The sequence below is a fragment of the Pseudomonas beijingensis genome (genome assembly GCF_030687295.1).
In the GTDB taxonomy this organism is placed as follows: domain Bacteria; phylum Pseudomonadota; class Gammaproteobacteria; order Pseudomonadales; family Pseudomonadaceae; genus Aquipseudomonas; species Aquipseudomonas beijingensis.
On record NZ_CP117425.1, the window covers coordinates 3,026,141 to 3,052,051 of the forward strand.

Here is a 25,911-nt window from a genome sequence, read left to right on the forward strand (position 1 = left end):
GGCCGATACGCCCCGATCAGTCGGGCAATCGACGAGCCAAACTGGTAAAGTGCCGGCCGTTATTACTTATGAGGATTGTTCCAATGGCGACTAACCGTTCCCAGCGTCTGCGCAAAAAACTGTGCGTGGATGAATTTCAAGAGCTGGGTTTCGAACTGAACCTGGATTTCAAAGAAGATCTGGCCGATGAGGCTATTGACGCTTTCCTCGACGCTTTCCTGAAAGAAGCCATGGAAGCCAATGGCCTGGGCTACGTCGGCGGCGACGACTACGGTCTGGTTTGCCTGCAGAAGCGTGGCTCGGTCTCCGAAGAGCAGCGTGCTGCCGTTGAAGCCTGGCTCAAGGCGCGTCCTGAGCTGACCAGCGCTGAAGTCAGCCCGCTGATGGACGTCTGGTACCCGGAAAAGCCGATCAATCCGGTCGCTTGATGTTCAAAAACCGGCAGCCCGTTTGGGCGCCGGTTTTTTTGTGCCTGTCTGTTGGGTAGGTGTTGTCCTTCAGGTCGCCATCGCGAGCAAGCTCGCTCCCACAGTGGTGATGTGAACGACACAAATTCCCTGTGGGAGCGAGCTTGCTCGCGATGCTCTTAAAAGCTGTCAGGCGTTGCGCCAGTTCAGGATGAGCAAGGTCAACACCCCCGCCACAATCCCCCAGAACGCCGAACCGATGGAGAACAGCGTCATCCCCGACGCCGTGACCATGAAGGTAATCAGCGCCGCTTCCCGTTCCTTCACTTCGCTCATGGCGATGCTCAACCCATTGATGATCGAGCCGAACAGCGCCAGCGCGGCGATGGACAGCACCAGTTCCTTGGGCAGCGCCGCGAACAACGCCGCCAGCGTCGCGCCGAACACCCCGGCGATCCCGTAGAAAATCCCGCACCAGACCGCCGCCGTGTAGCGTTTGTTGCGATCTTCGTGGGCGTGGGGGCCGGTGCAGATGGCCGCGCTGATGGCCGCCAGGTTGATGCCATGGGAGCCGAACGGCGCCAGCAGCAGCGAGGCGATGCCGGTGCTGGTGATCAGCGGCGAGGCCGGCACGGTGTAACCGTCGGCCCGCAACACGGCGATGCCAGGCATGTTCTGAGAGGTCATCGCCACCACGAACAGCGGGATGCCGATGCTGATGGTGGCCGCCAGGGAAAAGTGCGGCGTGGTCCAGACCGGCGTCGCGACTTCCAGGGCAAAGCCGCTGAAGTCCAACAGCCCCAGCAGGCCCGACAGCGCCGTACCGATCAAGAGTGCCGCCAATACCGCGTAGCGCGGCGACAGGCGCTTGACGATCAGGTAGGTGAAAAACATCCCCAGCACCAGGCCGGTGCGATGCTGGGTGGCGACGAAGATCTCGCTGCCGATCTTGAACAGGATGCCCGCCAGCAACGCCGCCGCCAGCGAGGCCGGAATGCGCTTGACCAAACGCTCGAAACTGCCGGTCAGGCCGCAGATCGTCACCAGGACTGCACAGGTGATATAGGCGCCGATGGCCTCGCCGTAACTCACACCGCCCAGGCTGGTGATCAGCAGCGCCGCGCCGGGTGTCGACCAGGCGATGGTGATCGGCGTGCGATAGCGCAGCGACAGCCCGATGGTGCATACCGCCATGCCGATGGAAATCGCCCAGATCCACGAGGAAATCTGCCCGCTGGTGAGCCCTGCCGCCTGTCCGGCCTGGAACATCAGCACCAGGGAGCTGGTGTAGCCGGTCATCATGGCGATGAACCCGGCGACGATGGCCGAAGGCGAGGTGTCGGCCAATGGACGAAGTGGTGTGGTCGTGACTTCGGTCATGGTGGGCGGTGTTCCTTGTTGTAGGTTATGCGTCTGTGGGAGCAAGGCTTGCCCGCGATGAGAACGCCTCGATTCCAAGGCATTACGTCAGCTTTATCGCGGGCAAGCCTTGCTCCCACAGGTGTCACAGAATTGTGGGTTTAAGCCTAAACTCAACCCTGTGAGCGATTGCAATACAGCCATGCCCGCAAACAGCCGTACAGTCGTGTTGCCATCAGAGGTTGTGTACAATCGAGCTGTTTTTTACGCGATACTTGCCAGCGACCCGCTGTGCCGTATTACAGTCACGGTCAATTCGCCGCAGTTCTCCCGACTCGAGTGCCCATGAACGAACAGTTGCAGCCCCTCAAGAAACAACCGCGAGCTGGTAAAGCCGGCCGCAGCGGAACCCAGGACGATATTGTCTATGCGCATATCTTCGAGGCCATCCTCGAACAACGCCTGGCGCCCGGTACCAAGTTGAGCGAAGAGGCGCTGGGGGAAATTTTCGGGGTCAGCCGCACGATCATCCGCCGGGCGTTGTCACGCCTGGCCCACGAAGGCGTGGTGTTGCTGCGGCCCAATCGCGGTGCCGTGGTGGCGAGCCCGAGTGTCGAAGAGGCCCGCCAGGTGTTCATGGCCCGGCGCCTGGTGGAGAGGGCGATCACCGAGTTGGCGGTGCAGCACGCTACCGCCGAACAACTGGCTGAGCTGCGGCAGATGGTCAGCGACGAGCGCGACAGTTTTTCCCGCGGTGACCGCGGTGCCGGCATCCGTCTGTCGGGCGAGTTCCACCTCAAGCTGGCCGAAGCGGCGAAGAACGCCCCGCTGATCAGTTTCCAGCGCAGCCTCGTGTCCCAGACGTCGCTGATCATCGCCCAGTACGAAAGCGGCAACCGGTCCCACTGTTCCTACGACGAACACACGCAGTTGATCGACGCCATCGAGGCGCGCGATGCGACATTGGCGGTGGACCTGATGATGCATCACATGGACCACATCGACAGCAAGCTCAACCTCGACGAAGAAAGCGCGTCGGATGACTTGCACGCGGTGTTCTCGCATTTGTTGCAGAGCAAGAAGCCGGGGCGGTCGACGGCCAAGCTTTGATGGGTTGAATCAGTCGTGCCGCCAATCGCGAGCAAGCTCGCTCCCACAAGGGGTATGTGAACGACACAAATCCACTGTGGGAGCGAGCTTGCTCGCGATGGCAATCCAACAGACGCTGAAATCTAGCGCTGATGCACCAACCGACCCGCCGCATAAGTCTGCGCCACCGTCCGATCATCCCCCAGCGTCATCAACACGAACAACCGCTCGGCAATGTCCTTGGCCTGCTTGAGGCGATAGCTCAATAGCGGCGTGGCGTTGTAGTCCAATATCAGGAAATCCGCGTCCGTCCCCGGCTGCAACGTCCCGATCTTGTCCTCCAGGCGCAGGGCCCGGGCGCCGCCGAGGGTGGCCAGGTACAGCGACTTGAACGGGCTCAGCCGTGCGCCCTGCAGCTGCATCATCTTGTAGGCTTCGTTCAGGGTTTGCAGCAGCGAAAAACTGGTGCCGCCACCCACGTCTGTGCCCAGTCCTACGTTCACCTTGTGCTTCTCGGCCATCGGCAGGTTGAACAGGCCGCTGCCAAGGAAAAAGTTCGAGGTCGGGCAGAAGGCAATGGCCGAACCGGTCTCGGCCAGGCGCGCGCATTCGTCATCGCACAGGTGCACGCCGTGGGCGAACACCGAGCGCTCGCCGAGCAGTTGGTAGTGATCGTAGACGTCCAGGTAGCCCTTGCGTTCCGGGAACAGTTCCTTGACCCACTGCACTTCTTGCAGGTTCTCACTGATGTGAGTCTGCATGTACAAGTCGGGGTATTCCCCCAGCAACTGACCGGCCAGGGCCAGTTGTTCCGGGGTGCTGGTGGGGGCGAAACGCGGGGTCACGGCGTAGTGCAGCCGGCCCTTGCCGTGCCAGCGCTCGATCAGCGCCTTGCTCTCGGTGTAGCTGGATTCGGCAGTGTCGGTCAGGTAGTCCGGGGCGTCGGTCCATCATCACCTTGCCGGCGATCATCCGCAGGTCAAGCTTCTGGGCCACTTCGAAAAACGCATTTCACTGACTGCGGATGCACGCTGCCGAACACCAGCGCGGTGGTGGTGCCGTTGCGCAGCAGTTCCTTGACGAAAATATCCGCCACCGCCTCGGCATGGGCCTTGTCGGCGAACTGGCTCTCGCAGGGGAAGGTGTAGGTGTTGAGCCAGTCCAGCAATTGCTCGCCATAGGCGCCGACCATGCCGGTTTGCGGCAGGTGGATGTGGGTGTCGATCAAACCCGGCGTGATCAGCGCGTCCGGGTAGTGGGCGATTTCGATATCCGCCGCCAGGGTGGGCAGCAGGTCATGGGCGTGGCCGATGGCGCTGATCTGGCCGTTTTCCACCACCAGCAAACCGTCTTCGAAATATTCATAGGACGCCTCGATACCGACTTCGGCCGGGTCGGCGAGGCTGTGGAGCAGGGCGGCGCGGTAGGCTTTGCGTGTCAGGGGCATGGGAGTTCTCAACGAGTGTTCAACGGTTCGCCTGGCTGCGGCGCGAAGCCGGCAGCAGCTTGGCAATCGGTTCGGCGCGCACGGTGTGCTGGCCGAAATCGGCGTTATAGGTGGCGATGATTTCGCCGGCGATGGAGATGGCGATTTCCACAGGCAGCTTGCCTTTGACTTCGCCGATGCCCATCGGGCAACGCATGCGTTGCAAGGTGCTGCTGTCGAAACCACGATCGCGCAGGCGATGTTCGAACTTGACCCGCTTGGTTTTCGAGCCGATCAGGCCGAAGTAGGCGAAGTCGTTGCGCTTGAGGATCGCGGCGCTCAGTTCCAGGTCGAGCTGGTGGTTGTGGGTCATGACGATGCAGTAGCTGCCGGCGGGCAATTCGTCGACTTCATCCAGTGGCTCTTCGGTGACGATCTTGTGCACGCCGTGGGGCAGGTGTTCGGGGAACTCCGCTTCCCGCGAGTCGATCCAGCGCACCTTGCAGGGCAGGCTCGCCAGCAGCGGCACCAGGGCGCGGCCGACATGGCCGGCGCCGAACACGGCGATCTGCGCCTGGACCTGGCCCATGGGTTCAAACAGCAACACGGTGACGCCGCCGCAGCACTGGCCCAGGCTCGCACCGAGGCTGAAGCGCTCCAGATGGGTGTTCTGCTGGCCGCTGGCAAGCATGTTCCGGGCGATTTCCATGGCCTTGTATTCCAGGTGCCCGCCACCGATGGTGTCGAATGTCTGGCTGGCGCTGATGACCATCTTCGAACCGGCGTTGCGCGGGGTGGAGCCGAGCTCTTCGATAATCGTCACCAGCACGCAGGGTTCGCCGCGGGTTTGCAGGTCGGCGAGGGCGCTGATCCAGTTGTACATATTCACCTCGACATCTCTGTTGTCTGTTCGGGCCTCATCGCGAGCAAGCTCGCTCCCACATTGGGTCGGTATTCACAAATCCCCTGTGGGAGCGAGCTTGCTCGCGATGGCCGCGCCGCGGTCTAGAGCGAAGCCACTTCGGCTTCAGCCTTCTGGGCCTTGAGCGCTTTTAGCCCCCGCATCTGCTCACACCCCCACAACACCCGCTCCGGTGTCGCTGGCGCATCGATGTTCGGTTGGTGCCGGTAATCCCCCAGGCTCGCCACGGCGTCCTTGATGGCGCACCACGCGGCGATGCCGAGCATGAACGGCGGTTCGCCCACGGCCTTGGAGTGAAACACGGTGTCTTCGGGGTTCTTGCGGTTTTCCACCAGCTTGACCCGCAGATCCAGGGGCATGTCGGCTACGGCGGGGATCTTGTAGCTGGCCGGACCGTTGGTCATCAGCTTGCCCTTGTCGTTCCACACCAGCTCTTCCATGGTCAGCCAGCCCATGCCCTGGATGAAGCCGCCCTCGACCTGGCCGATGTCGATGGCCGGGTTCAGCGAGACACCGACGTCGTGGAGGATGTCGGTGCGCAGCATCTTGTACTCGCCGGTGAGGGTGTCGACGATCACCTCGGCACAGGCCGCGCCATAGGCGTAGTAATAGAACGGCCGGCCACGGGCCTGGCTGCGGTCGTAGTAGATTTTCGGGGTCTTGTAGAAGCCGGTGCTCGACAGCGAGACCTGGGCGAAATACGCCTGCTGAACCAGGGCCTCGAACGTCAGGATGTGATCGCGCACCCGCACATGGCCGTTGTGGAATTCCACGTCTTCTTCGCTGACCTTGTACTGCCGCGCAGCGAACTCCACCAGGCGCCGCTTGATGGTTTCGGCGGCATTCTGTGCCGCCTTGCCGTTCAGGTCGGCGCCGCTGGAGGCCGCGGTGGGCGAGGTATTCGGCACCTTGTCGGTGTTGGTCGCGGTGATCTGCACGCGGTCCATTTCCACCTGGAACACCTCGGCCACCACCTGAGCGACCTTGGTGTTCAGGCCCTGGCCCATTTCGGTGCCGCCGTGGTTGAGGTGGATGCTGCCGTCGGTGTAGACATGGATCAAGGCGCCGGCCTGGTTGAGGAAGCTGGCGGTGAACGAAATGCCGAATTTCACCGGTGTCAGCGCCAGGCCTTTTTTCAGGATCGGGCTGCCTGCGTTGTAGCGACGGATCGCTTCACGGCGCTCGGTGTACTGGCTACTTTGTTCAAGCTCGGCGGTCATTTCCTCGAGCATGTTGTGCTCGACGGTCTGGTAGTAATGGGTGACGTTGCGTTCGGTCTTGCCGTAATAGTTGGCCTTGCGCACCGCCAGCGGATCGAGCCCCAGGTGCCGGGCAATGGCATCCATCACCTCTTCGATGGCGACCATGCCTTGGGGGCCGCCGAAACCCCGGTAAGCGGTGTTAGACGCGGTGTTGGTCTTGCAGCGGTGGCCGTTGATGGTCGCATTGCCCAGGTAATAGGCGTTGTCGGCGTGGAACATCGCCCGGTCGACAATCGAGGCCGACAAGTCCGGCGAGCAACCGCAGTTGCCGGCCAGTTCCAAGGCGATGCCTTGCAGGCGTCCGGTGCTGTCGAAACCCACGTCGTATTCGATGTAGAAGGGATGGCGCTTGCCGGTCATCAGCATGTCTTCCACGCGGGGCAGGCGCATCTTGGTTGGCTGACCGGTGAGGTGTGCGATGACCGCACACAGGCACGCGGGGCTGGCGGCCTGGGTTTCCTTGCCGCCAAAGCCGCCGCCCATGCGGCGCATGTCCACCACGACCTTGTTCATCGACACGCCCAGCACCTCGGCCACCAGTTTCTGCACTTCGGTGGGGTTCTGGGTCGAGCAGTAGACGATCATGCCGCCGTCTTCGGTGGGCATCACCGAGGAAATCTGGGTTTCCAGGTAAAAATGCTCCTGGCCGCCGATGTGCAGCGAGCCTTGAATGCGATGTTCGGCGCTTGCCAGCGCTGTGGTCGAATCGCCGCGCTGGTGGGTGTGGCTGTCGAGCACGAAATGCCGCTTGCGCAAGGCCTCGACCACGTCCAGCACCGGTTCCAGGTCTTCGTATTCGATGATTGCGGCCATGGCCGCCTTGCGTGCCGTCTCAAGATCCTTGGCGGCGACGGCCAGCACCGGTTGGCCGACGAACTGCACATCATCGATGGCCAGCAGCGGGTCGCCGGGCAACAGCGGGCCGATGTCCTTCAGCCCCGGGATGTCTGCATGGGTAATGGCGATGCGCACGCCTTCGAAGGCGTAGCAGGGCGCGGTATCGATGCGGATGATCCGGGCGTGGGCGCGGTCCGAAAGCCGGGCATAGACGTGCAACTGGTTCGGGAATTCCAGGCGGTCATCGATGTACTGCGCCTCGCCGGACACATGCTTGGCGGCGCTGTCATGCTTGACGCTGCGGCCCACGCCAGTGGTGAGGTCGCGGGCGAACAGCTCGGCCAGTTCGGCTTGGGTCTTCTCTACGGCGTGATGGTTAGACATAAGCGGTCACCCGAGTCTCGATGTGCGGCGTTTGCAGTTCGATGAAGTATTTGCGCAACAGGTTGCGGGCACTGAGCAGTCGGTATTCCTTGCTGGCGCGGAAATCCGACAGCGGTGTGAAGTCCTCGGCCAGGGCGATACAGGCGCGTTCGACGGTGCTGTCGGTCCACGGCGCACCGATCAATACGGCTTCACAATGCTTGGCGCGTTTCGGTGTGGCGGCCATGCCGCCGAAGGCCACGCGGGCATCGCGGACCACGCCGTTGTCGATGCGCAGGTTGAACGCCGCGCACACCGCGGAAATATCATCGTCCAGACGCTTGGACACCTTGTAGGCGCGGAACGCCTGTTCGGCGCTGGCCCGGGGCACGATGATTTTTTCGATGAATTCGCTTTCCTGGCGGGCGGTGACCCGGTAGTCGATGAAATAGTCTTCCAGGGCCAGGGTGCGACGGGTCTGGCCCTTGCACAGCACAATCTGCGCACCGAGGGCGATCAGCAGGGGCGGCGAGTCGCCAATCGGCGAGGCATTGCCGATGTTGCCGCCCAGGGTGCCCTGGTTGCGGATCTGCAGCGAGGCAAAGCGTTGCAGCAATTCGCCAAAGTCCGGGTATTCGGCTTTCAGGGCCCCGTAGCAATCGGACAGCGCCGTGGCGGCGCCGATCTCCAGGCGATCGTCAAAGCGTTCGACACGCTTGAGTTCGGCGACGTTGCCCACGTAGATCATCACCGGCAGGGTGCGGTGGAACTGGGTGACTTCCAGGGCCAGGTCGGTGCCGCCGGCCAACAGGCGCGCCTGGGGATAAGCGTCGTAGAGGTCGGCCAGGTCGGCCACGGTCAGTGGCACCAGGCAGCGTTTGTCGCCGCTGTTGAGCTCGCCAGTCTCGGTCGGGGCGATGGCTTTGAGGCGGGCGATGGTCTCGGCCTCGCGGGCGTCGAACTGGTCCGCTGGCTTGTCACAGCAGGCCTGCTCGGCGGCGGCCAGGATCGGCCGATAGCCGGTGCAACGGCACAGGTTGCCGGCCAGGGCTTCGTGGGCCTGGTGGGCGTCGGGTTGTTCGCTGTTTTTTTGCAGGGCGAACAGCGACATGACGAAGCCCGGTGTGCAGAAGCCGCACTGCGAACCGTGGCAATCGACCATGGCTTGCTGGACGCTGTGCAATTGGCCCTGGTGCTTGAGGTCTTCGACGCTGATCAGTTGCTTGCCGTGCAGGGACGAGACGAAGGTCAGGCACGAATTGAGGCTGCGGTAGCGAATGCGTTCGCGGCCATTCGCGTCCGTTTCCAATTCGCCCACCACCACGGTGCACGCACCACAGTCGCCACTAGCGCAGCCTTCCTTGGTGCCTGGTTTACCAACGTGTTCGCGCAAATAGTTGAGCACGGTCAGGTTCGGGTCCAGGGCGTGCTCGCTACGGAGTTCCTGGTTGAGTAAAAACTGGATCACGGAAGGCCTCGCAGACTCATTATTGTTGTATCGACGTGAGCCTGAATTTATCAGGTCTGACTTTTCGGTCAACGATTTTCTGACTTAAAGGTCAAGAAAATCCGTCTAGTCGATAAACAACCATCTATGGACACTGTAGAACCCTGTTGGAGCCGAGCTTGCTCGCGATGACGGCGGTACATTCAGTATGGATGCAAGCTGACAGACCGCTATCGCGAGCAAGCTCGCTCCCACAGGTTCTTCCACAGGTTTGGTTTCAAGGTGAAGGCTCAAACTTTTTTGCTTGAATCGTGCCAAAAACCCGCTACAGGCCCTGCGCCATGACGTATTGAGTGCGCTACACTGCGCCGCTTGTGCAAATCGAAGAGTTTGAAGGACAACCATGACGTTCAAGGCCCCGGACAGCCTCGCCGAGCAAATCGCCCATCACCTCGCCGAACGCATCATTCGCGGCGAAATGAAACCGGGAGAGCGCATCCAGGAGCAGAAGGTCACGCTGGCGCTCAACGTCAGCCGCGGCTCGGTCCGCGAGGCCTTGCTGATCCTGGAGCGACGCCATTTGATCGCGATCCTGCCGCGCCGTGGCGCCCACGTCACCGAACTCACCGAGCACAAGGTGCGCAGCCTCTGCGCGTTGATGAGCGAGCTGTACATCCTGCTGGGCAACGCCGTGGCCCATGGTTGGAAAGAACAGGCCGACATGGCGCCGTTCGTGGCGATCCAGCAGCGTCTCAAGGACGCCTACGCACGCCAGGACATCCGCACTTTCGTCGATGAAAGCTTCAGCGTGATGCGCGCCGCCTATCCGTTTGCCAACAACCCGTACCTGCAGGAAACCGTCGAGAACCTGCAACCGGCCATGAGCCGCGCCTATTTCCTGGCCCTGGAGCAGCGCAAGGCGGAAATGAGCGAATTCCTCGACCTGTTCCAGCGCCTGCTCGCCGCCGTGCTGGCCCGTGATTTGCCGCAGATCCGCATCGTGCTCACGGCTTACGCCCAGCGCAGTTGCGATCTGGTGGTTGCTGCCCTGACGGCGGCCTGACGTGCGGCTCAAGTGCATCAAGTTGGCGGGGTTCAAATCCTTCGTCGACCCGACCACGGTGAACTTCCCCAGTAACATGGCGGCGGTGGTCGGGCCCAATGGTTGCGGCAAGTCGAACATCATCGACGCCGTGCGCTGGGTGATGGGCGAAAGTTCGGCCAAGAACCTGCGCGGCGAGTCGATGACCGACGTCATCTTCAACGGCTCCACCAGTCGCAAGCCGGTGAGCCAGGCGAGCATCGAGCTGGTGTTCGATAACTCCGACGGCACCCTGGTGGGCGAGTACGCGGCCTATGCGGAAATCTCCATTCGTCGCAAAGTGACCCGCGACAGCCAGAACAGCTATTTCCTCAACGGTGCCAAGTGCCGGCGTCGCGACATCACCGACATTTTCCTCGGCACCGGCCTGGGCCCGCGCAGCTACTCGATCATCGAACAGGGCATGATCTCCAAGCTGATCGAAGCCAAGCCCGAAGATCTGCGCAATTTCATCGAAGAAGCCGCCGGTATTTCCAAATACAAGGAGCGACGGCGCGAGACCGAAAACCGCATTCGTCGCACTCACGAAAATCTGGCACGCCTGACCGATCTGCGCGAAGAACTCGAACGCCAGCTTGAACGTCTGCACCGTCAGGCCGAGGCCGCGAAAAAGTACCAGGAATACAAGGGCGAGGAGCGCCAGCTCAAGGCCCAACTGTCGGCCCTGCGCTGGCAGGCGTTGAACGAGCAGGTCGGCCAGCGTGAGGCGATCATCGGCAACCAGGAAGTCAGCTTCGAAGCCCTGGTGGCCGAGCAGCGTAATGCGGACGCCGCCATCGAGCGCCTGCGCGACGGCCACCATGACCTGTCCGAGCGCTTCAATCTGGTGCAAGGACGTTTCTATTCCGTGGGGGGTGACATCGCCCGGGTCGAGCAGAGCATCCAGCATGGGCAGCAACGGCTGCGGCAGTTGCAGGATGACTTGAAGGAAGCCGAGCGGGCGCGCCTGGAAACCGAATCGCACCTGGGCCACGACCGCACCCTGCTGTTGACCCTCGGCGAAGAGCTGGACAGGCTGACGCCGGAGCAGGAAATCACCAGCGCCGCCGCCGAAGAGGCTGCCGCGGCCTTGGAAGAAGCCGAACTGACCATGCATGGCTGGCAAGAGCAGTGGGATAGTTTCAATCTGACCTCGGCCGAGCCGCGGCGTCAGGCTGAAGTCCAGCAGTCGCGCATCCAGCAGTTGGAAAGCAGCATGGAGCGCCTGGCCGAACGTCAGCGCCGCTTGTCCGAAGAACGCGCGTTGCTCGCGGCGGACCCGGAAGACGCCGCGATCCTGGAACTGAGCGAGCAGCTGGCGACCAGCGAAGCCACCCTCGAAGACCTGCAGGCCAGCGAAGACGCCCAAGTCGAACGCCTTGAGCAACTGCGCCAGGCCTTGCAATTGGCTTTGCAGAACCAGCAGCAGGGCCAGGGTGAGTTGCAGCGGCTCAATGGGCGCCTGGCTTCGCTGGAGGCCTTGCAGCAAGCGGCGCTGGATCCGGGCACTGGCGCCGCCGAATGGCTGCGCGACCAGCACTTGGCCGAGCGTCCGCGACTGGCCGAGGGCCTGAAGGTCGATGCCGGTTGGGAGCTGGCGGTGGAAACCGTGCTGGGGGCCGACCTGCAAGCGGTGCTAGTGGATGACTTCGGCGGCTTCGACCTGTCGGGCTTCACCCAGGGCGATCTGCGTCTGCTCAGCCCGGCCGGCGACGGCGTGCGAATCCCCGGCAGCTTGCTGGACAAGGTCGAGGCCCAGGTCGACCTGTCGCCCTGGCTCGGGCAGGTCAAACCGGTGGACAGCCTTGAACAGGCCTTGGCCCTGCGTGGGCAATTGGCGGCCGGCGAAAGCCTGATCAGTCGTGACGGGTATTGGGTTGGCCGGCATTTCCTGCGGGTGCGCCGGGCCAGCGAAGCCGAAAGCGGCATGCTCGCCCGCGGCCAGGAAATTCAGCGCCTGGGCGCCGAGCGCGAAGAGCGTGAGGCCAGCGTCGAAGCCCTGGAAACCGAATTGCAAAACCTGCGGGCGCAACAGCGTCAGCAGGAGAACGGCCGCGAGCACCTGCGGCGGCTGTTGCAGGATGAAGCGCGCCAGCAAGGCGAGCTCAAGGCGCAGTTGTCGGCCGGCAAGGCCAAGGTTGAACAACTGGCGCTGCGCCGCACCCGCCTCGATGAAGAGATCGCCGAACTGGGCGAGCAGCGGGCGCTGGAGCACGAACAGATCGGCGAGGCGCGCTTGCAACTGCAAGAAGCCCTCGATGCCATGGCGCTGGACACCGAGCAGCGCGAGTTGCTGCTGGCCCAGCGTGACAGCTTGCGTGAGCGCCTGGACCGGGTGCGCCAGGAAGCGCGCCAGCACAAGGACCATGCCCATCAGTTGGCGGTGCGCCTGGGCTCGCTCAAGGCCCAGCACGATTCCACGCGCCAGGCCTTGGAACGGCTGGAAATGCAGTCCGAGCGCCTGACCGAAAAACGCGAGCAGTTGAGCCTCAATCTGGAGGAGGGCGAGGCGCCGCTGGAAGAGCTGCGTCTCAAGCTCGAGGAGTTGCTCGACAAGCGCATGAGCGTCGACGAAGAACTCAAGACCGCGCAGATCGCCTTGGAGGACGCCGACCGCGAACTGCGCGACGCCGAAAAGCGCCGCAGCCAGGCCGAGCAGCAATCCCAACTGATCCGCGGCCAGATGGAACAGCAACGCATGGAGTGGCAAGCCCTGACGGTGCGGCGCAAAGCCTTGCAGGACCAGTTGCTGGAAGACGGCTACGACCTCGATGGCGTGCTCGCCACCCTGGTGGCCGGAGCGAACGAGAAGGATGCCGAGGAAGAACTGGAACGCATTGCCCAGCGCATCCAGCGCCTGGGGGCAATCAACCTGGCGGCCATCGACGAGTACCAGCAGCAGTCCGAGCGCAAGCGCTACCTGGACGCCCAGAACGATGATCTGGTGGAAGCGCTGGAGACCCTGGAAAACGTCATCCGCAAGATCGACAAGGAAACCCGCAACCGCTTCAAGGATACCTTTGATCAGATCAACGGCGGTTTGCAGGCACTTTTTCCAAAAGTTTTCGGTGGTGGCAGCGCCTACTTGGAACTGACGGGCGAAGATTTACTCGATACAGGGGTGACAATCATGGCGCGTCCTCCTGGCAAGAAGAACAGCACCATCCATTTGCTCTCCGGCGGCGAAAAGGCGCTGACAGCGCTGGCCCTGGTCTTTGCCATTTTCAAATTGAACCCGGCGCCGTTCTGCATGCTCGACGAAGTCGACGCGCCATTGGACGACGCCAACGTAGGCCGTTACGCACGGCTGGTGAAGGAGATGTCTGAAACGGTGCAGTTCATCTACATCACCCACAACAAGATCGCCATGGAAATGGCCGATCAGTTGATGGGGGTGACCATGCACGAGCCGGGCTGTTCGCGACTGGTGGCGGTGGATGTGGAGGAGGCCATGGCTCTGGTGGATGCCTGAAGAACCGGTTGTAGGGCTTCTGCTTCGAACGCTGTAGGTATTTTTTACCCGGGTGGCTGATGTTCAATTCACAGATTGGGCACAAGCCTATGCGACAGACGGTGTAAAGTTATCTTTGGTCGTGCTAGTTTAATGTCAATTTTTCGTATGCGTGGGCAAAACGCCATTCAGAACATAGAGTTGGCGCCACGTTTTAAAGCGGTTTGCAAATAGCTAAGCCCCTTATTTTTCAGCATTTTTATAGAGGCACGGGATTACATGGAAATCGGTCTGCGCGAGTGGCTGATCGTCATCGGCATCATTGTCATTGCCGGTATTCTTTTCGACGGCTGGCGTCGCATGCGCGGCGGCAAGGGGAAACTGAAGTTTCGCCTGGATCGCAGCCTGTCGAACCTGCCCGATGAGGATGACAGCGCCGAACTGCTGGGCCCGCCGCGGGTGCTGGACACCCACAAGGAGCCGCAGCTGGATGAACACGACTTGCCGTCGATGAGCGCGCCTGCCCGTGAGCCACGGGAGACAGGTTCCAAGCGCGGCAAGCGCAACAGCGAGCCGTCCCAGGGTGATTTGAACCTGAACCTCGACTTGGATGGCGGGCCGAGCTTCAGCAGTCGCGACGGCGACTTCCCGGACGAGAGCAAGACCCCGAGCGTCGACAAGGACCAGGCCCAGGCTGAAGAAGTGCTGGTGATCAGCGTCATCTGCCGCGACCCGGCCGGCTTCAAGGGCCCGGCGTTGCTGCAGAACATCCTCGAAAGCGGCCTGCGTTTCGGCGAGATGGACATTTTTCACCGTCACGAAAGCATGGCCGGCAACGGCGAGGTGCTGTTCTCCATGGCCAACGCGGTCAAGCCCGGTGTGTTCGACCTGGACGACATCGATCATTTCAGCACGCCGGCGGTGAGCTTCTTCCTCGGCCTGCCTGGCCCGCGTCATCCCAAACAGGCCTTCGACGTGATGGTGGCCGCGGCTCGCAAGCTGTCCCAGGAGCTCAATGGCGAACTGAAGGATGACCAGCGCAGCGTGCTGACCGCCCAGACCATCGAGCATTACCGCCAGCGCATCGTCGAATTCGAGCGCCGGGCACTGACGCAGAAGCGCTAAAGTCGCCAGAGTCTTTATGGCTAGGGCTTTTTGTGGCGAGGGAGCTTGCTCCCGCTGGGGGCGAAGCCCCCCCAAAAAGTCTTGAAAAAATGAGCAGCCCAGGCTGCTCTTTTGCTTTATGAGAGAACACCCCATGAATGCCGTCGAATCCCGCATCCAACAGCTGCGCACCGAGCTGGACCAGCACAACTACCGTTACCACGTCCTCGATGAACCGAGCATCCCGGACGCCGAGTACGACCGTCTGTTCCACGAGCTCAAGGCCCTGGAAGAGCAGCACCCGGAACTGGTCACCAGCGATTCCCCGACCCAGCGGGTCGGCAGCGTGGCGCTGTCGGCGTTCAGCCAGGTGCGCCATGAGATCCCGATGCTCAGCCTGGGCAACGCCTTCGATGAAACCACCATGCGTGAATTCGACCGCCGGGTGACGGAAGGTCTCGACCTGCCCATGGGCGATTTGCTGGGTGGTGGCGCGGCGGTGGAATACAGCTGCGAGCCGAAGCTCGATGGCCTGGCGGTCAGCCTGTTGTATCAGGACGGCATGCTGGTGCGTGGTGCCACCCGCGGTGACGGCACCACGGGCGAGGACATCAGCGTCAATGTGCGCACCGTGCGCAACATTCCCCTCAAGTTGCAAGGCACTGGTTGGCCACCGCTGTTGGAAGTGCGCGGCGAGGTGTACATGTCCAAGGCCGGCTTCGAGCGTCTCAACGCCACGCAGTTGGAGGTGGGCGGCAAGACGTTTGCCAACCCGCGCAACGCGGCGGCCGGCAGCCTGCGTCAGCTCGATTCCAGGATCACGGCCAACCGTCCCCTGGAGTTCTGTTGCTACGGCATCGGCCAGGTGACGTCGGACATCGCCGACACCCATATCGGCAATCTCAAGCAACTCAAGGCCTGGGGCATGCCCATCAGCCGTGAGTTGAAGCTGGCCCACGGCATCGATGAATGCCTGGATTACTACCGTGACATCGGCGAGCGACGCAACGCGCTGCCCTACGAGATCGACGGTGTGGTGTTCAAGGTCAACAGCATCGCCTCGCAGCGCGAGCTCGGTTTCCGCGCTCGGGAACCGCGTTGGGCCATCGCCCACAAGTTTCCCGCCACTGAAGAACTCACCGAGTTGCTCGACGTCGAGTTCCAGGTCGGCCGCACGGGGGCGGTGACCCCTGTGGCCCGTCTCAAACCGGTAAAAGTCGCTGGCGTGACCGTGGCCAACGCCACCTTGCACAACATGGACGAAGTGGCGCGCCTGGGCGTGATGATCGGCGACACGGTGATCATCCGTCGCGCCGGGGATGTGATCCCGCAGGTGGTGCAGGTCGTCACCGAGCGCCGCCCGGAAAACGCCCGCCCGGTGGAAGTACCCCAGCAATGCCCGGTCTGCGGCTCCCACGTCGAGCGCACGCAATTGATCAAACGCAGCAAGGGCCGTGAAACCGTCAGCGAAGGTGCGGTGTACCGCTGCGTTGGTCGCCTGGCCTGTGGCGCGCAGCTCAAGCAGGCGATTATCCATTTCGTCTCGCGTCGGGCCATGGACATCGAAGGCCTGGGCGAGAAGAGCGTCGAGCAACTGGTGGATGAGGGGTTGGTGGGTTCGCCTGCCGATCTGTATGCCCTGACCTTCGAGCAGGTGGTCGACCTGGAAGGCTTCGCCGAACTGTCGAGCAAGAACCTGCTGGCCGCCATCGTCGACAGCAAAAAACCGAGCCTGGCGCGTTTCATCTATGCCCTTGGCATCCCGGACGTGGGCGAGGAGACCGCCAAGGTCCTGGCCCGCTCCCTCGGTTCGCTGGAGCGCGTGCAGGCGGCGTTGCCCCAGGTGCTCACGTACTTGCCTGACGTCGGCCTGGAAGTCGCCCACGAGATCCACAGCTTCTTCGAAGACCCGCACAACCGACAGGTGATCAAGGACCTGCTGCGTCACGGTCTTGAGATCCAGGATCAGGGCGAACTGGGCGCCGAGTTCTCCGCCAGCACTACCCTGGGCGGCTTTCTCGACAAGCTGCACATTCCTTCGGTCGGACCGGGCGGGGCGCAGAAACTGGCGGACAAGTTCGGCTCCCTCGAAGGGGTGATGAGCGCCGACTGGCTGGACATGCGCCAGGCGCTGCCGGAAAAGCAGGCCAACGCCGTACGCGAGTTTTTCGCCATTGCTGCCAACCGTCAGCAGGCCGAAGCAGCGGAACAACAGTTGCGCGATTTCGGTATGCATTGGCAAAGCGAGAGGAAAGTCGTCGAAGGCTTGCCCGAAGCAGGGCACACCTGGGTGCTGACCGGTTCGCTGGAGCTGATGAGTCGCGACGTTGCCAAGGACAAGCTGGAGAGCCTGGGGGCGAAGGTCGCCGGTTCCGTGTCGGCGAAAACCCATTGTGTGGTGGCCGGGCCGGGGGCGGGTTCGAAACTGACCAAGGCCAATGAGCTGGGGCTCAAGGTGCTGGATGAGCAAGCCTTTGTCGATTTCCTGACAGGGCATGGCGTCGCACTCTGAGGGTGCTCGGCTTTTTGTGGCGAGGGAGCTTGCTCCCGCTGGGTGGCGCAGCCGCCCCAATCGGGGCGACCCAATCCTCCTGGTGGACCGCATTGGCCGGTTTTGCGACGGCTGCGCCGCCGAGCGGGAGCAAGCTCCCTCGCCACGGTTGATCGGCGCTATGACGCAGCGCTTTGGAACGATCATGAACGTAAGGTGATCTAGTCTTGCAGGCTCCAGGGAGAGATCGCCATGTACCGCTTCTTCGAACAACTGAGCTCACGCATCGCCGCGCCGTTCCTGGGCGATCGGTCACGTAACAGCAAGGTCTGGCCGTGCCGCTGCGGCCAGTCGTTGTTCTTTCGCAACAGCCAATGCCTGGCCTGCCTGGCGGCCCTGGGGTATCAACCCGAGCAGAGTCGCCTGTCGTCCTTGCAACCCGGTGAGCAGCCCGACACCTGGACGCTGGATGCCGATCCGCACGCCGGGCTGTTCCGCCGTTGCGCCAACCTCGACACCCCGGCTGCCTGCAATTGGCTGCTGCCGGACAATGGGCGCGATACCCTGTGCATCGCCTGCAGCCTGAATCGCACCATCCCCGACCTGTCGATTCCGGAAAACCCTGAGCGTTGGCGCAAGGTCGAGACCGCCAAGCGTCGGCTGGTCGCGCAACTGATTACCTTCGGCTTGCCGGTCATCCCCAAAACCGTCGACGAAACTATCGGCCTGGCTTTCGACTTCATCGGCGTCGACCCCGACGGCAAATCGCCAATGACCGGCCATGCCAGCGGGCTGATCACCCTCGACATCAAAGAGGCGGACGACGCCCATCGTGAATACGTGCGCCAGCAGATGCGCGAGCCGTATCGCACCTTGCTCGGGCATTTTCGTCATGAGGTGGGGCATTACTATTGGGACCGGCTGATTGCCAACAGCCACTGGCTCGAGGCTTTTCGCGAACTGTTCGGTGACGAGCGCGCCAGCTACGCCGAAGCCCTGGAGCGGCACTACCAGCAAGGCGCGCCGCTGGATTGGCAAACCCGCTACGTCAGCGCCTATGCCACCATGCACCCGTGGGAGGACTGGGCGGAAACCTGGGCCCATTACCTGCACATGATGGACGCGGTGGACACCGCCTTGGGCTTCGGCATGAGTGCCCGGGAGATGGATTTCGACTACCAACCGTTCCCGCCCGAAACCTTGTACGACGCCGAGCACACAGGCGGTGCGGCGTTCCTCTCGTTCGTCAACGCCTGGATCGAGCTGGCCGGCATGCTCAACGAATTGTCCCGCAGCATGGGCCAACCGGATTTCTATCCGTTCGTCGTACCCGCGGCGGTGATCACCAAGCTGCATTTCATCCATCTGGTGATCCAGGAGGAGGGTGGTCGGGCGGATGAGGTGCTGATGTAACTAGCAGGTGTTTGTTCGCCAGATTACATCGTCGATTCTCGATAAGGGAGCTGGGCCAAGTTAAAGTAATGCTATTTGTTTTGATAGTAGTTTCATATTCAAGTTTTCCTTTACCCTAAGGCCGCCATGGATGATGGCTATATTTATTAAGGAAAATACTATGAAACATGATGACGTGGATAAAGCGACAACCATTCCCAATGCGCCTCGGCGGCTTGCCCAGGCCGGACAAAGCAAATACAGCATTATATTGGCTTGGCAAATCTCGGATAATGCTCGGCCCGATCAGATAGCGGCTCATACGTTTAAAGTCACTGCGGTGGCAACTGGGCAGCCGCAGTTTGTTCCTGCAACCCAAGTGAAACCGGACGGGCGCGGTTGGTACCGACATGAAATAGGCGTCAGTGGCGGCGCCCGACCGGTCTATTTCAATGTTCAAGTTCGGGCGCAAGCTTCCAATGGTGAGTTTGGGGCGTTCTGTCCAGCGGTAGTTTGTAATACTTCGTCGTGACCGATTATTTAATATCAACCATGATTTAAGGTCGTAGTTAGTCATTAGTCGTTGGTTGAAAGGTTCAGTCTGTTACAACTTCACTACAGGTTCCCTGTGGGAGCGAGCCTGCTCGCGATGGCGGTGAATCGATGAATGAGCCTCCGTCATTGCGAACAAGCTCGGCTCTCACATGGGCTCTCTAGTGTTCACAGATCCAGTGTTCGCTTCAGATCCCCTGTGGGAGCGAGCTTGCTCGCGATAGCGGCTGGTCAGCCGGAACCCATGCCGAATGTGTCGGCGCCATCACAGGCAAGCTGGGTTCCCACAGCAAGTGCTTGAACCTCTTCAGTTTTTTTATCCGGCACGAACGGTTGTAACTTCTTGCCAGATAGGTACAATGGCGCGGCTCGCCGTCAGGCGGGCGTCGTTATGGTGACCCCATCGGTCCCCCCGCAACGATTACCCGTGAACCTGGTCAGATCCGGAAGGAAGCAGCCACAGCGGGAACATTGTGTGCCGGGGTGTGGCTGGTGGGGTTGCCTCCATAACGCCCAGGCCTTCATTCGCAAGGTTTGCCAATTCAAAATTTCTTGTTGTTTTGCTGATCGGTACCGATCGGTGCGTTCTGCTGTCCGGTCTTTGGCCAGACAGGGCAACCGAGTGTCAACGTCAACAAGGAGGCCGGCCCTGTGCATCGACAGGACCGCGGCCTGCCGTCAGTACTGAGCCTTCACGTACTCAGCAATCGGCTCTTGTAAAAGATCCTGCGGATGATCCCCGCCGAAAGTCGCCCATTTGCTTTTACCGGACAAGATCGCAGACCCCAGCGGCTGTGCGCCAGTCGGGCCATAAATGGCGAGCTTCACCTCAATCTTGTCGGGGAGGCCCGACCATTCCGTGGCGCGTTCTTCCCAATGCAGGATTTCCGGGATGACGTAGTAGCCCGAAGGGTTGCTCTGTCTCAGGCAGCTCAATTCACGACACGAGCCCATGACCGTCACACGGTTGGTGTAATAAGAGAAGGCTGTTTTGACAGCGGCAGCTGTCATATCGCCGGAGGCAGGGTAGGGCGTTGTTTCGTAGCGGCCGTCGATCGGTGTGGCGATGGTGACGGGCATTTGCCGATCAAGTTTTCCCGGGTTGGGAAATACCTCTTGTTGCGCGTATTTGGCGGTACAGCCGGTGGCGAGTATCGAGGCAAGAATGATCGAAAGTTTATGCACAGTGTTCCCTGGGATTTTATTGTATCGACGAGTCGTAGGCGTCATGGGGACGCAGGAATCAACGCGTTGATAGTCGAGGTTCGTGGCAAGCGATGTCAACGTGACATTGTGTCTTGCGTCACCCTCGGGATTGGGCGATCGAGCAAAGAGAAGCCCAGCCTGTCTTGTATCGACAGGCCAGGTTTCTCTTTCACTGCATCAAGGCTTGGACAAGGCCTGGTCGACCGCTGCGATCAGCTTTCCCAGGTCCTTCGGGGTGGCTTTATGTATGACACCAAACAGGTACGCCCGCTGTTCGTCCTCATCGGCCATGTCGGCAAAAAAGGCCTTCATCTGCACATCCAGCACGTTGGCAAGCAGGAACAAGGCTTCGATGCTGGGGGTGTAGGTGCCGGTTTCGAAGCGGCTGATGGTTTTAGGGTCAAAACCGGTTTTTTCGCCAAGTTCAGCCTGAGTAAGCCCCGCTACTTTGCGGTAGCGTCTGATGGCTGGACCCAAACTTGAAATTTGCATCGCTTAATTCCCATTTAGAATCAAGAACTTAACGATAGATTTTCGCATTAGGCAACCGCGTGATCCATCACCTTGCTTTGCAAAATGTGATGTGTTTCGTAGAATCGGCCTTTGGCACGGGTATTTGGTGACCTGCTTTTCGAAGCCGAGGTATGTGCAGGGACCGGGCCTTGTGTTCTTGCCACGATACAAGGCAAGGGCTGAGCCCTCCCTTGGCGCCGCCAGGGCCCGCGCTCCAGTTTCTCTCAGAGTGTTTGAGCCTAGTTGATTTTCGCCTGTCTTGAAGGCGGTGCAACCGCGCGCGACAAATGAGCCTGACTCATGGATGACTGCTTCGATGGATAAGAAGTACCGCAGGGCCGTTGACGCCGCCGCGATTTTTTCCGAGACCGATCTGAGCGGGCGCATCACCTACGTCAATGATCAATTTTGCAGCCTTTTTGGTTACCGGCGCGATGAGTTGCTGGGTGCGAACCATCGCCTGCTCAATTCCGGCCAGCACCCTGGCGAGTTCTTCAGCGCCATGTGGCGCACCATTGCCCTGGGCCAGGTCTGGAAAGGGGAAATCTGCAACCGGGCCAAGGACGGTACGCTGCACTGGGTCGACACCACCCTGGTGCCGGTGATCGACGACGAGACAGGCCAACATCGAGCGCTACCTGGCGATTCGCTTCGACGTCAGCGAAAAGCGTCGCTTGCTGCATTCATTACAATGGCGGGTTGGTCACGATGTGCTGACCGGGCTGCCCAATCGTACTTATCTGTCGGATTTGCTGGACCAGGCCCTGGAGTTTTCCCGTGCGGAAAACCTGCCCTTGGCGGTGTGCATGCTCGACCTCGATGGCTTCAAGGCAGTCAATGACGGCTATGGTCACGCCAGCGGTGATCGACTGTTGGTGGAGGTCGCCAGGCGCCTGCGCAGCATCGTGCGTGGCGAGGACGTGGTGGCGCGGCTGGGCGGGGACGAGTTCGTGCTGGTGCTGCGCCATGTGCGTGGGATGGAAGAGTTGCATGCCGCGTTGAACCGGGTGTTGATCGCCGTCTCCATGCCGTATGCCATTGACGGCAAGGACATCAAGGTTTTCGCCAGTATTGGCGTCACGCTGTTCCCATGGGACAACGAAGACGCCGAGACCTTGTTGCGTCACGCCGACCAGGCGATGTACGTGGTCAAACAAAGCGGTCGCAATCGTTTCCACTTGTTCGATGTGTCCCGGGACAAGGAGGTACGGGCTACTTACCAGACTGTCGAACGGGTCCGCCAGGCACTGGCCGATAACGAGTTGCGGCTGCATTTCCAGCCCAAGGTCAATATGCGTCATGGCACCGTGGTCGGGCTGGAGGCACTGCTGCGCTGGAAGCATCCGCAACGTGGCCTGGTGCCGCCTCGGGAGTTCCTGCCTCTGGTGGAGGAGACGGACCTGATCGTCGAGATTGGCGAGTGGGTCATGGAACAGGTCTTGACCCAGTTGCAGCAATGGCAGCAAGCGGGGCAGGGCTGGCCAGTGAGCATCAATATCTCGGCGCGGCATTTCCAGCGGGCGGATTTTGTCGAGCGGCTGCGGCAGGTATTGGAGCGGCATCCGGCTGTGCCGCCACGCCTGTTGGATCTGCAGATTGTCGAATCCGTCGCCGTGGAGAACCTTGCCCACGTCAGCGCCTGTCTCCAGGCCTGCCAGGCGTTGGGCGTGGGGTTTTCCCTGGGCGGTTTTGGCACCGGCTACTGCTCGCTCAACGACCTCAAGCACCTGCGTACGCAAACCATCAAGATCGACAAGACCTTCGTGCGCGACATTCTCGATGACCGTGACGACCTGGCGCTGACCGAGGCGGTGATCGGCTTGGCCCGGGCGTTTGGTCGCGAGGTGGTCGCCGAGGGGTTGGACAGCCTGGAGCATGGCCAACTGTTGCTGAGCCTGGGCTGCGAGGTGGCACAAGGTTATTTCATCGCCCGGCCCATGCCGCCCGAACAGATACCGGCCTGGGTGCAGGGATTTATCCCGCCGTCGCAATGGCAGCAACGGCCAGTCGATCAGGGCGAGGGCGTCTCGCTCCTGGCCCGCGATGCTTCACTGCGGCCGGTGTAAAGCTGGATGATCGCGTCGATTTCCCCGGATGTTTTCATGTTCAGCAAGGTCCTCAGGATGCGTTGTGCTGGAATGTTTGGATCGTCGCGCACGTAACAGCTCAACTGCTGTTCCTGAAGCACAGCCACTTCATGAAGTTGTCGATCTTCGGTATGGCGCTGATTGAACCAGTCCAGTGCCCACTGATTACTGATCCCATAGCGATAACGCCCGGCCAGCAGTTTCGCCAGCACTTGTTCCTGGCTGCGGGCGTCGTCGCGGTGCAGTTGATTGCGGTCGAACAAGGGTTGCAAGGTTGGGTAGGTATAGCCGAGCACCGTGCCGATGGGTTGTTCCGGCAACGTGGCCAGTGTTACCGCCACAGGGGTGCTGGCCGTGGCAACGATCAGGTCACGCTGGAAAAACAACGGGATGCTCCACAGGTAATCGCCACTGTCCTTCACCCAGTCGGGGCTGACGTAGCAACGCATGTCGATTTCGCCGTGTTTCATGGCGCCATCGAGCCGGGCGCGGGACAGGACGTGGAATTGCGCCGGCCTGCCTACCTGGGTCGCCAGGCTGGTCATGATGTCGGGAATGATGCCCTGGGTCGGGCGACCTCGTTCGATCTGCACCAGGGGCATTGCCCAACCGTCGGTAATGGCGAAACGCAAGGGGCCTTCCTCGGCAAAACAACCGGTACCCAACAACAGCAAAGCCCCCATGGCTGAGCGCATAAACTCTCCTGACTGTACAAAACCGTGTCGACAACCGAGTCCCAAGTCCAAGCTTAGTCAGATTAGACGAGCACACCGGATGCAATTTCGCCCCTGCTCCGCTAGCATTAGCCGCTTATGTTCCTTAGTTGCGACGGTTTTCGATGAGTTATCAGGTTCTTGCACGTAAATGGCGTCCGCGCTCGTTCCGCGAAATGGTCGGCCAGACCCATGTGCTCAAGGCTCTGATCAATGCCTTGGACAGCCAGCGGCTGCACCATGCCTACCTGTTCACCGGTACCCGGGGCGTGGGCAAGACCACCATCGCGCGGATCATTGCCAAGTGCCTGAACTGTGAAACCGGTATCACTTCGACACCTTGTGGCGAGTGTTCGGTCTGCCGGGAAATCGACGAGGGCCGCTTCGTCGACCTGATCGAGATCGACGCCGCCAGCCGCACCAAGGTCGAAGACACCCGTGAACTGCTCGATAACGTGCAGTACGCCCCGAGCCGCGGGCGCTTCAAGGTCTACTTGATCGACGAAGTGCACATGCTTTCCAGCCATTCCTTCAATGCGCTGCTCAAGACCCTCGAAGAACCGCCGCCCTACGTCAAGTTCATCCTGGCGACCACCGACCCCCAGAAACTTCCTGCAACGATTCTGTCGCGGTGCCTGCAGTTCTCCCTCAAGAACATGACGCCGGAACGGGTGGTCGAGCACCTGACCCATGTACTGGGCGTCGAGAACGTGCCGTTCGAAGACGATGCCCTGTGGCTGCTGGGCCGCGCCGCCGATGGTTCGATGCGCGACGCCATGAGCCTGACCGACCAGGCCATCGCTTTCGGTGAAGGCAAGGTCATGGCCGCCGATGTCCGGGCCATGCTCGGAACCCTCGACCACGGCCAGGTCTATGACGTCTTGCATGCGCTGATCGAAGGCGACGCGAAGGCGCTGCTCGAGGCGGTGCGTCACCTGGCCGAGCAGGGGCCGGACTGGAATGGCGTGCTCTCGGAAATCCTCAACGTGCTGCACCGTGTCGCCATCGCCCAGGCCCTGCCTGAAGGCGTCGACAACGGCCATGGCGACCGTGATCGCGTACTGGCCTTGGCCCAGGCACTGCCGGCCGAAGACGTACAGTTCTATTACCAGATGGGCCTGATCGGCCGTCGCGACCTGCCCCTGGCGCCGGATCCGCGAGGCGGCTTCGAAATGGTTCTGCTGCGCATGCTGGCGTTCCGGCCAGCCGACACGGCGGACGCCCCGAGGCAAACGCTAAAGCCAGTGGGGATCAGCCAGGCCACAGCTGATTCCGCCAAGCCAGTGGCTGCCGCGCCCGTCGTTGCGCCGGCAGTGGCTTCGGTGCCGGCAGCGGTGGCACCTGTACCCCAACCGATTCCGGCGCCAGTACCTGTGGTCGCGGCGCCTGAGCCGGAACCCGAGCCGGTCGTCGAGGCGTTGCCCGAACCCGTCGCTGAAGAAGTCGTCGACCTGCCTTGGAATGACCCGGTCGAGCCGGAAGTGGTCCAGCAGCCGGTCGTCGAGCCCGTGCTGGAAACGGTCGCCGAGCAGCCCGAGTTGCCGCCGATGCCGCTGCCGACGCCCGACAGCGTGGTGCCCGATGCGCCTGAGTGGGTCGCCGCACCCGTGCCCGAGCCGACGGTGGCCGACGTCGATGTCGCCACGCCAGGCATCGACCTGGACGACGAGCCGCCGCTGGACGAGGATTACATCGAGCCGGACATGGATTCGGCCTACAGCTACCTGGACGACCTGGCCAGCGAGCACGCCGCTGAGCCGGCCCCGGAGCCCGAGCCGGAACCGGCGGCGATGCCGGCCACCGGGCTGGCCCTGCAATGGCTGGAACTGTTCCCTAAACTGCCGATCAGCGGCATGACTGGCAGCATCGCGGCCAACTGCACGCTGATGGCCGTGGAAGGCGACCACTGGCTGTTGCACCTGGATCCGGCCCACAGCGCACTGTTCAACGCGACCCAGCAACGTCGCCTCAACGATGCGCTGAACCAGTACCACCAGCGCACCCTGACGCTGACCATCGAGCTGATCAAGCCCGAGCAGGAGACCCCGGCCCAGGCCGCGTCCCGTCGCCGTGCCGACCGTCAGCGTGAAGCCGAGGAGTCGATCCACAGTGATCCATTCATCCAGCAGATGATGCAACAGTTCGGCGCCGTGGTCCGTCACGATACTATCGAACCTGTCGAAGCCCCGGTCACCCAGGGCTCATAACT

16 protein-coding genes, 1 other RNA gene and 2 pseudogenes are annotated in these 25,911 nt (G+C 61.5%); 11 read left to right on the top strand and 8 right to left on the bottom strand.

From position 1 onward, the window contains the following. Window positions 1-83 precede the first annotated feature (83 nt). A complete protein-coding gene (locus tag PSH84_RS13690; protein ID WP_305483065.1) occupies window positions 84-428 on the top strand; it encodes a YggL family protein in 345 nt (114 codons plus the stop codon). Window positions 429-596: 168 nt separating this feature from the next. Here the strand turns inward: PSH84_RS13690 and PSH84_RS13695 are convergent, their stop codons facing one another. Then, complete coding sequence (locus PSH84_RS13695; RefSeq protein WP_122567898.1) at window positions 597-1,787, bottom strand: benzoate/H(+) symporter BenE family transporter; 1,191 nt, start codon at window positions 1,785-1,787, stop codon at window positions 597-599. A gap of 324 nt (window positions 1,788-2,111) precedes the next feature. Here PSH84_RS13695 and PSH84_RS13700 point away from each other — a divergent pair, with 324 nt between their 5' ends. After that, window positions 2,112-2,876, top strand: coding sequence for a GntR family transcriptional regulator (locus PSH84_RS13700; protein ID WP_003183531.1), 765 nt, complete (start codon window positions 2,112-2,114; stop codon window positions 2,874-2,876). 122 nt (window positions 2,877-2,998) lie between these two features. Here the strand turns inward: PSH84_RS13700 and guaD are convergent. The 4 genes and pseudogenes from guaD to xdhA all read right to left on the bottom strand — a co-directional run bounded on the left by guaD (window position 2,999) and on the right by xdhA (window position 9,133). Further along, window positions 2,999-4,302: pseudogene (guaD, locus tag PSH84_RS13705) on the bottom strand (guanine deaminase). Window positions 4,303-4,321: 19 nt separating this feature from the next. After that, window positions 4,322-5,164: a xanthine dehydrogenase accessory protein XdhC gene (xdhC, locus tag PSH84_RS13710; RefSeq protein ID WP_122567900.1), complete on the bottom strand. Its 843-nt coding sequence runs from the start codon at window positions 5,162-5,164 to the stop codon at window positions 4,322-4,324. A 122-nt stretch (window positions 5,165-5,286) separates the two neighbouring features. Beyond that, complete coding sequence (gene xdhB / locus PSH84_RS13715) at window positions 5,287-7,686, bottom strand: xanthine dehydrogenase molybdopterin binding subunit (RefSeq protein ID WP_305483066.1); 2,400 nt, start codon at window positions 7,684-7,686, stop codon at window positions 5,287-5,289. Further along, entirely contained in the window at window positions 7,679-9,133 is a 1,455-nt protein-coding gene (gene xdhA, locus PSH84_RS13720; protein ID WP_122567902.1) for a xanthine dehydrogenase small subunit, read from the bottom strand. The genes xdhB and xdhA overlap by 8 nt, the downstream gene beginning before the upstream one ends. A gap of 382 nt (window positions 9,134-9,515) precedes the next feature. Here xdhA and PSH84_RS13725 point away from each other — a divergent pair, with 382 nt between their 5' ends. From PSH84_RS13725 to ffs, 7 genes are all read left to right on the top strand, one after another. Beyond that, window positions 9,516-10,175 carry a GntR family transcriptional regulator gene (locus PSH84_RS13725; RefSeq protein WP_122567904.1) on the top strand — a complete coding sequence of 220 codons (660 nt, stop codon included), beginning with the start codon at window positions 9,516-9,518 and terminating at the stop codon, window positions 10,173-10,175. 1 nt (window position 10,176) lies between these two features. Further along, window positions 10,177-13,665, top strand: coding sequence for a chromosome segregation protein SMC (gene smc, locus PSH84_RS13730; RefSeq protein ID WP_305483068.1), 3,489 nt, complete (start codon window positions 10,177-10,179; stop codon window positions 13,663-13,665). Window positions 13,666-13,923: 258 nt separating this feature from the next. Continuing rightward, window positions 13,924-14,769 carry a cell division protein ZipA gene (zipA, locus tag PSH84_RS13735; protein WP_122567906.1) on the top strand — a complete coding sequence of 282 codons (846 nt, stop codon included), beginning with the start codon at window positions 13,924-13,926 and terminating at the stop codon, window positions 14,767-14,769. A gap of 133 nt (window positions 14,770-14,902) precedes the next feature. Continuing rightward, window positions 14,903-17,260, top strand: a complete 2,358-nt coding sequence (gene ligA / locus PSH84_RS13740) for an NAD-dependent DNA ligase LigA (RefSeq protein WP_305483069.1) — start codon at window positions 14,903-14,905, stop codon at window positions 17,258-17,260. A gap of 231 nt (window positions 17,261-17,491) precedes the next feature. Further along, window positions 17,492-18,652, top strand: a complete 1,161-nt coding sequence (locus PSH84_RS13745; RefSeq protein ID WP_305483070.1) for a zinc-binding metallopeptidase family protein — start codon at window positions 17,492-17,494, stop codon at window positions 18,650-18,652. Window positions 18,653-18,812: 160 nt separating this feature from the next. Beyond that, window positions 18,813-19,163, top strand: coding sequence for a hypothetical protein (locus tag PSH84_RS13750; protein WP_305483071.1), 351 nt, complete (start codon window positions 18,813-18,815; stop codon window positions 19,161-19,163). Between the two features lie 421 nt (window positions 19,164-19,584). Beyond that, window positions 19,585-19,681, top strand: an RNA gene (ffs, locus tag PSH84_RS13755) — signal recognition particle sRNA small type. A 180-nt stretch (window positions 19,682-19,861) separates the two neighbouring features. Here ffs and PSH84_RS13760 read toward each other — a convergent pair. Then, window positions 19,862-20,368 (bottom strand): DUF4823 domain-containing protein, encoded by a 507-nt coding sequence (locus PSH84_RS13760; RefSeq protein ID WP_305483072.1) that lies wholly within the window; start codon window positions 20,366-20,368, stop codon window positions 19,862-19,864. 198 nt (window positions 20,369-20,566) lie between these two features. Then, entirely contained in the window at window positions 20,567-20,881 is a 315-nt protein-coding gene (locus PSH84_RS13765; protein ID WP_122567910.1) for a helix-turn-helix domain-containing protein, read from the bottom strand. 337 nt (window positions 20,882-21,218) lie between these two features. On the opposite strand from PSH84_RS13765, the pseudogene PSH84_RS13770 reads away from it, so the two are divergent. Beyond that, window positions 21,219-22,968, top strand: a pseudogene (locus PSH84_RS13770) (putative bifunctional diguanylate cyclase/phosphodiesterase). Here the strand turns inward: PSH84_RS13770 and PSH84_RS13775 are convergent. Beyond that, window positions 22,914-23,684 (bottom strand): substrate-binding periplasmic protein, encoded by a 771-nt coding sequence (locus PSH84_RS13775; RefSeq protein ID WP_122567912.1) that lies wholly within the window; start codon window positions 23,682-23,684, stop codon window positions 22,914-22,916. The pseudogene PSH84_RS13770 and the gene PSH84_RS13775 sit on opposite strands and share 55 nt — an antisense overlap. Window positions 23,685-23,827: 143 nt before the next feature. Here PSH84_RS13775 and dnaX point away from each other — a divergent pair, with 143 nt between their 5' ends. Then, complete coding sequence (gene dnaX, locus PSH84_RS13780; protein ID WP_305483074.1) at window positions 23,828-25,909, top strand: DNA polymerase III subunit gamma/tau; 2,082 nt, start codon at window positions 23,828-23,830, stop codon at window positions 25,907-25,909. The last annotated feature ends 2 nt before the right edge of the window (window positions 25,910-25,911 follow it).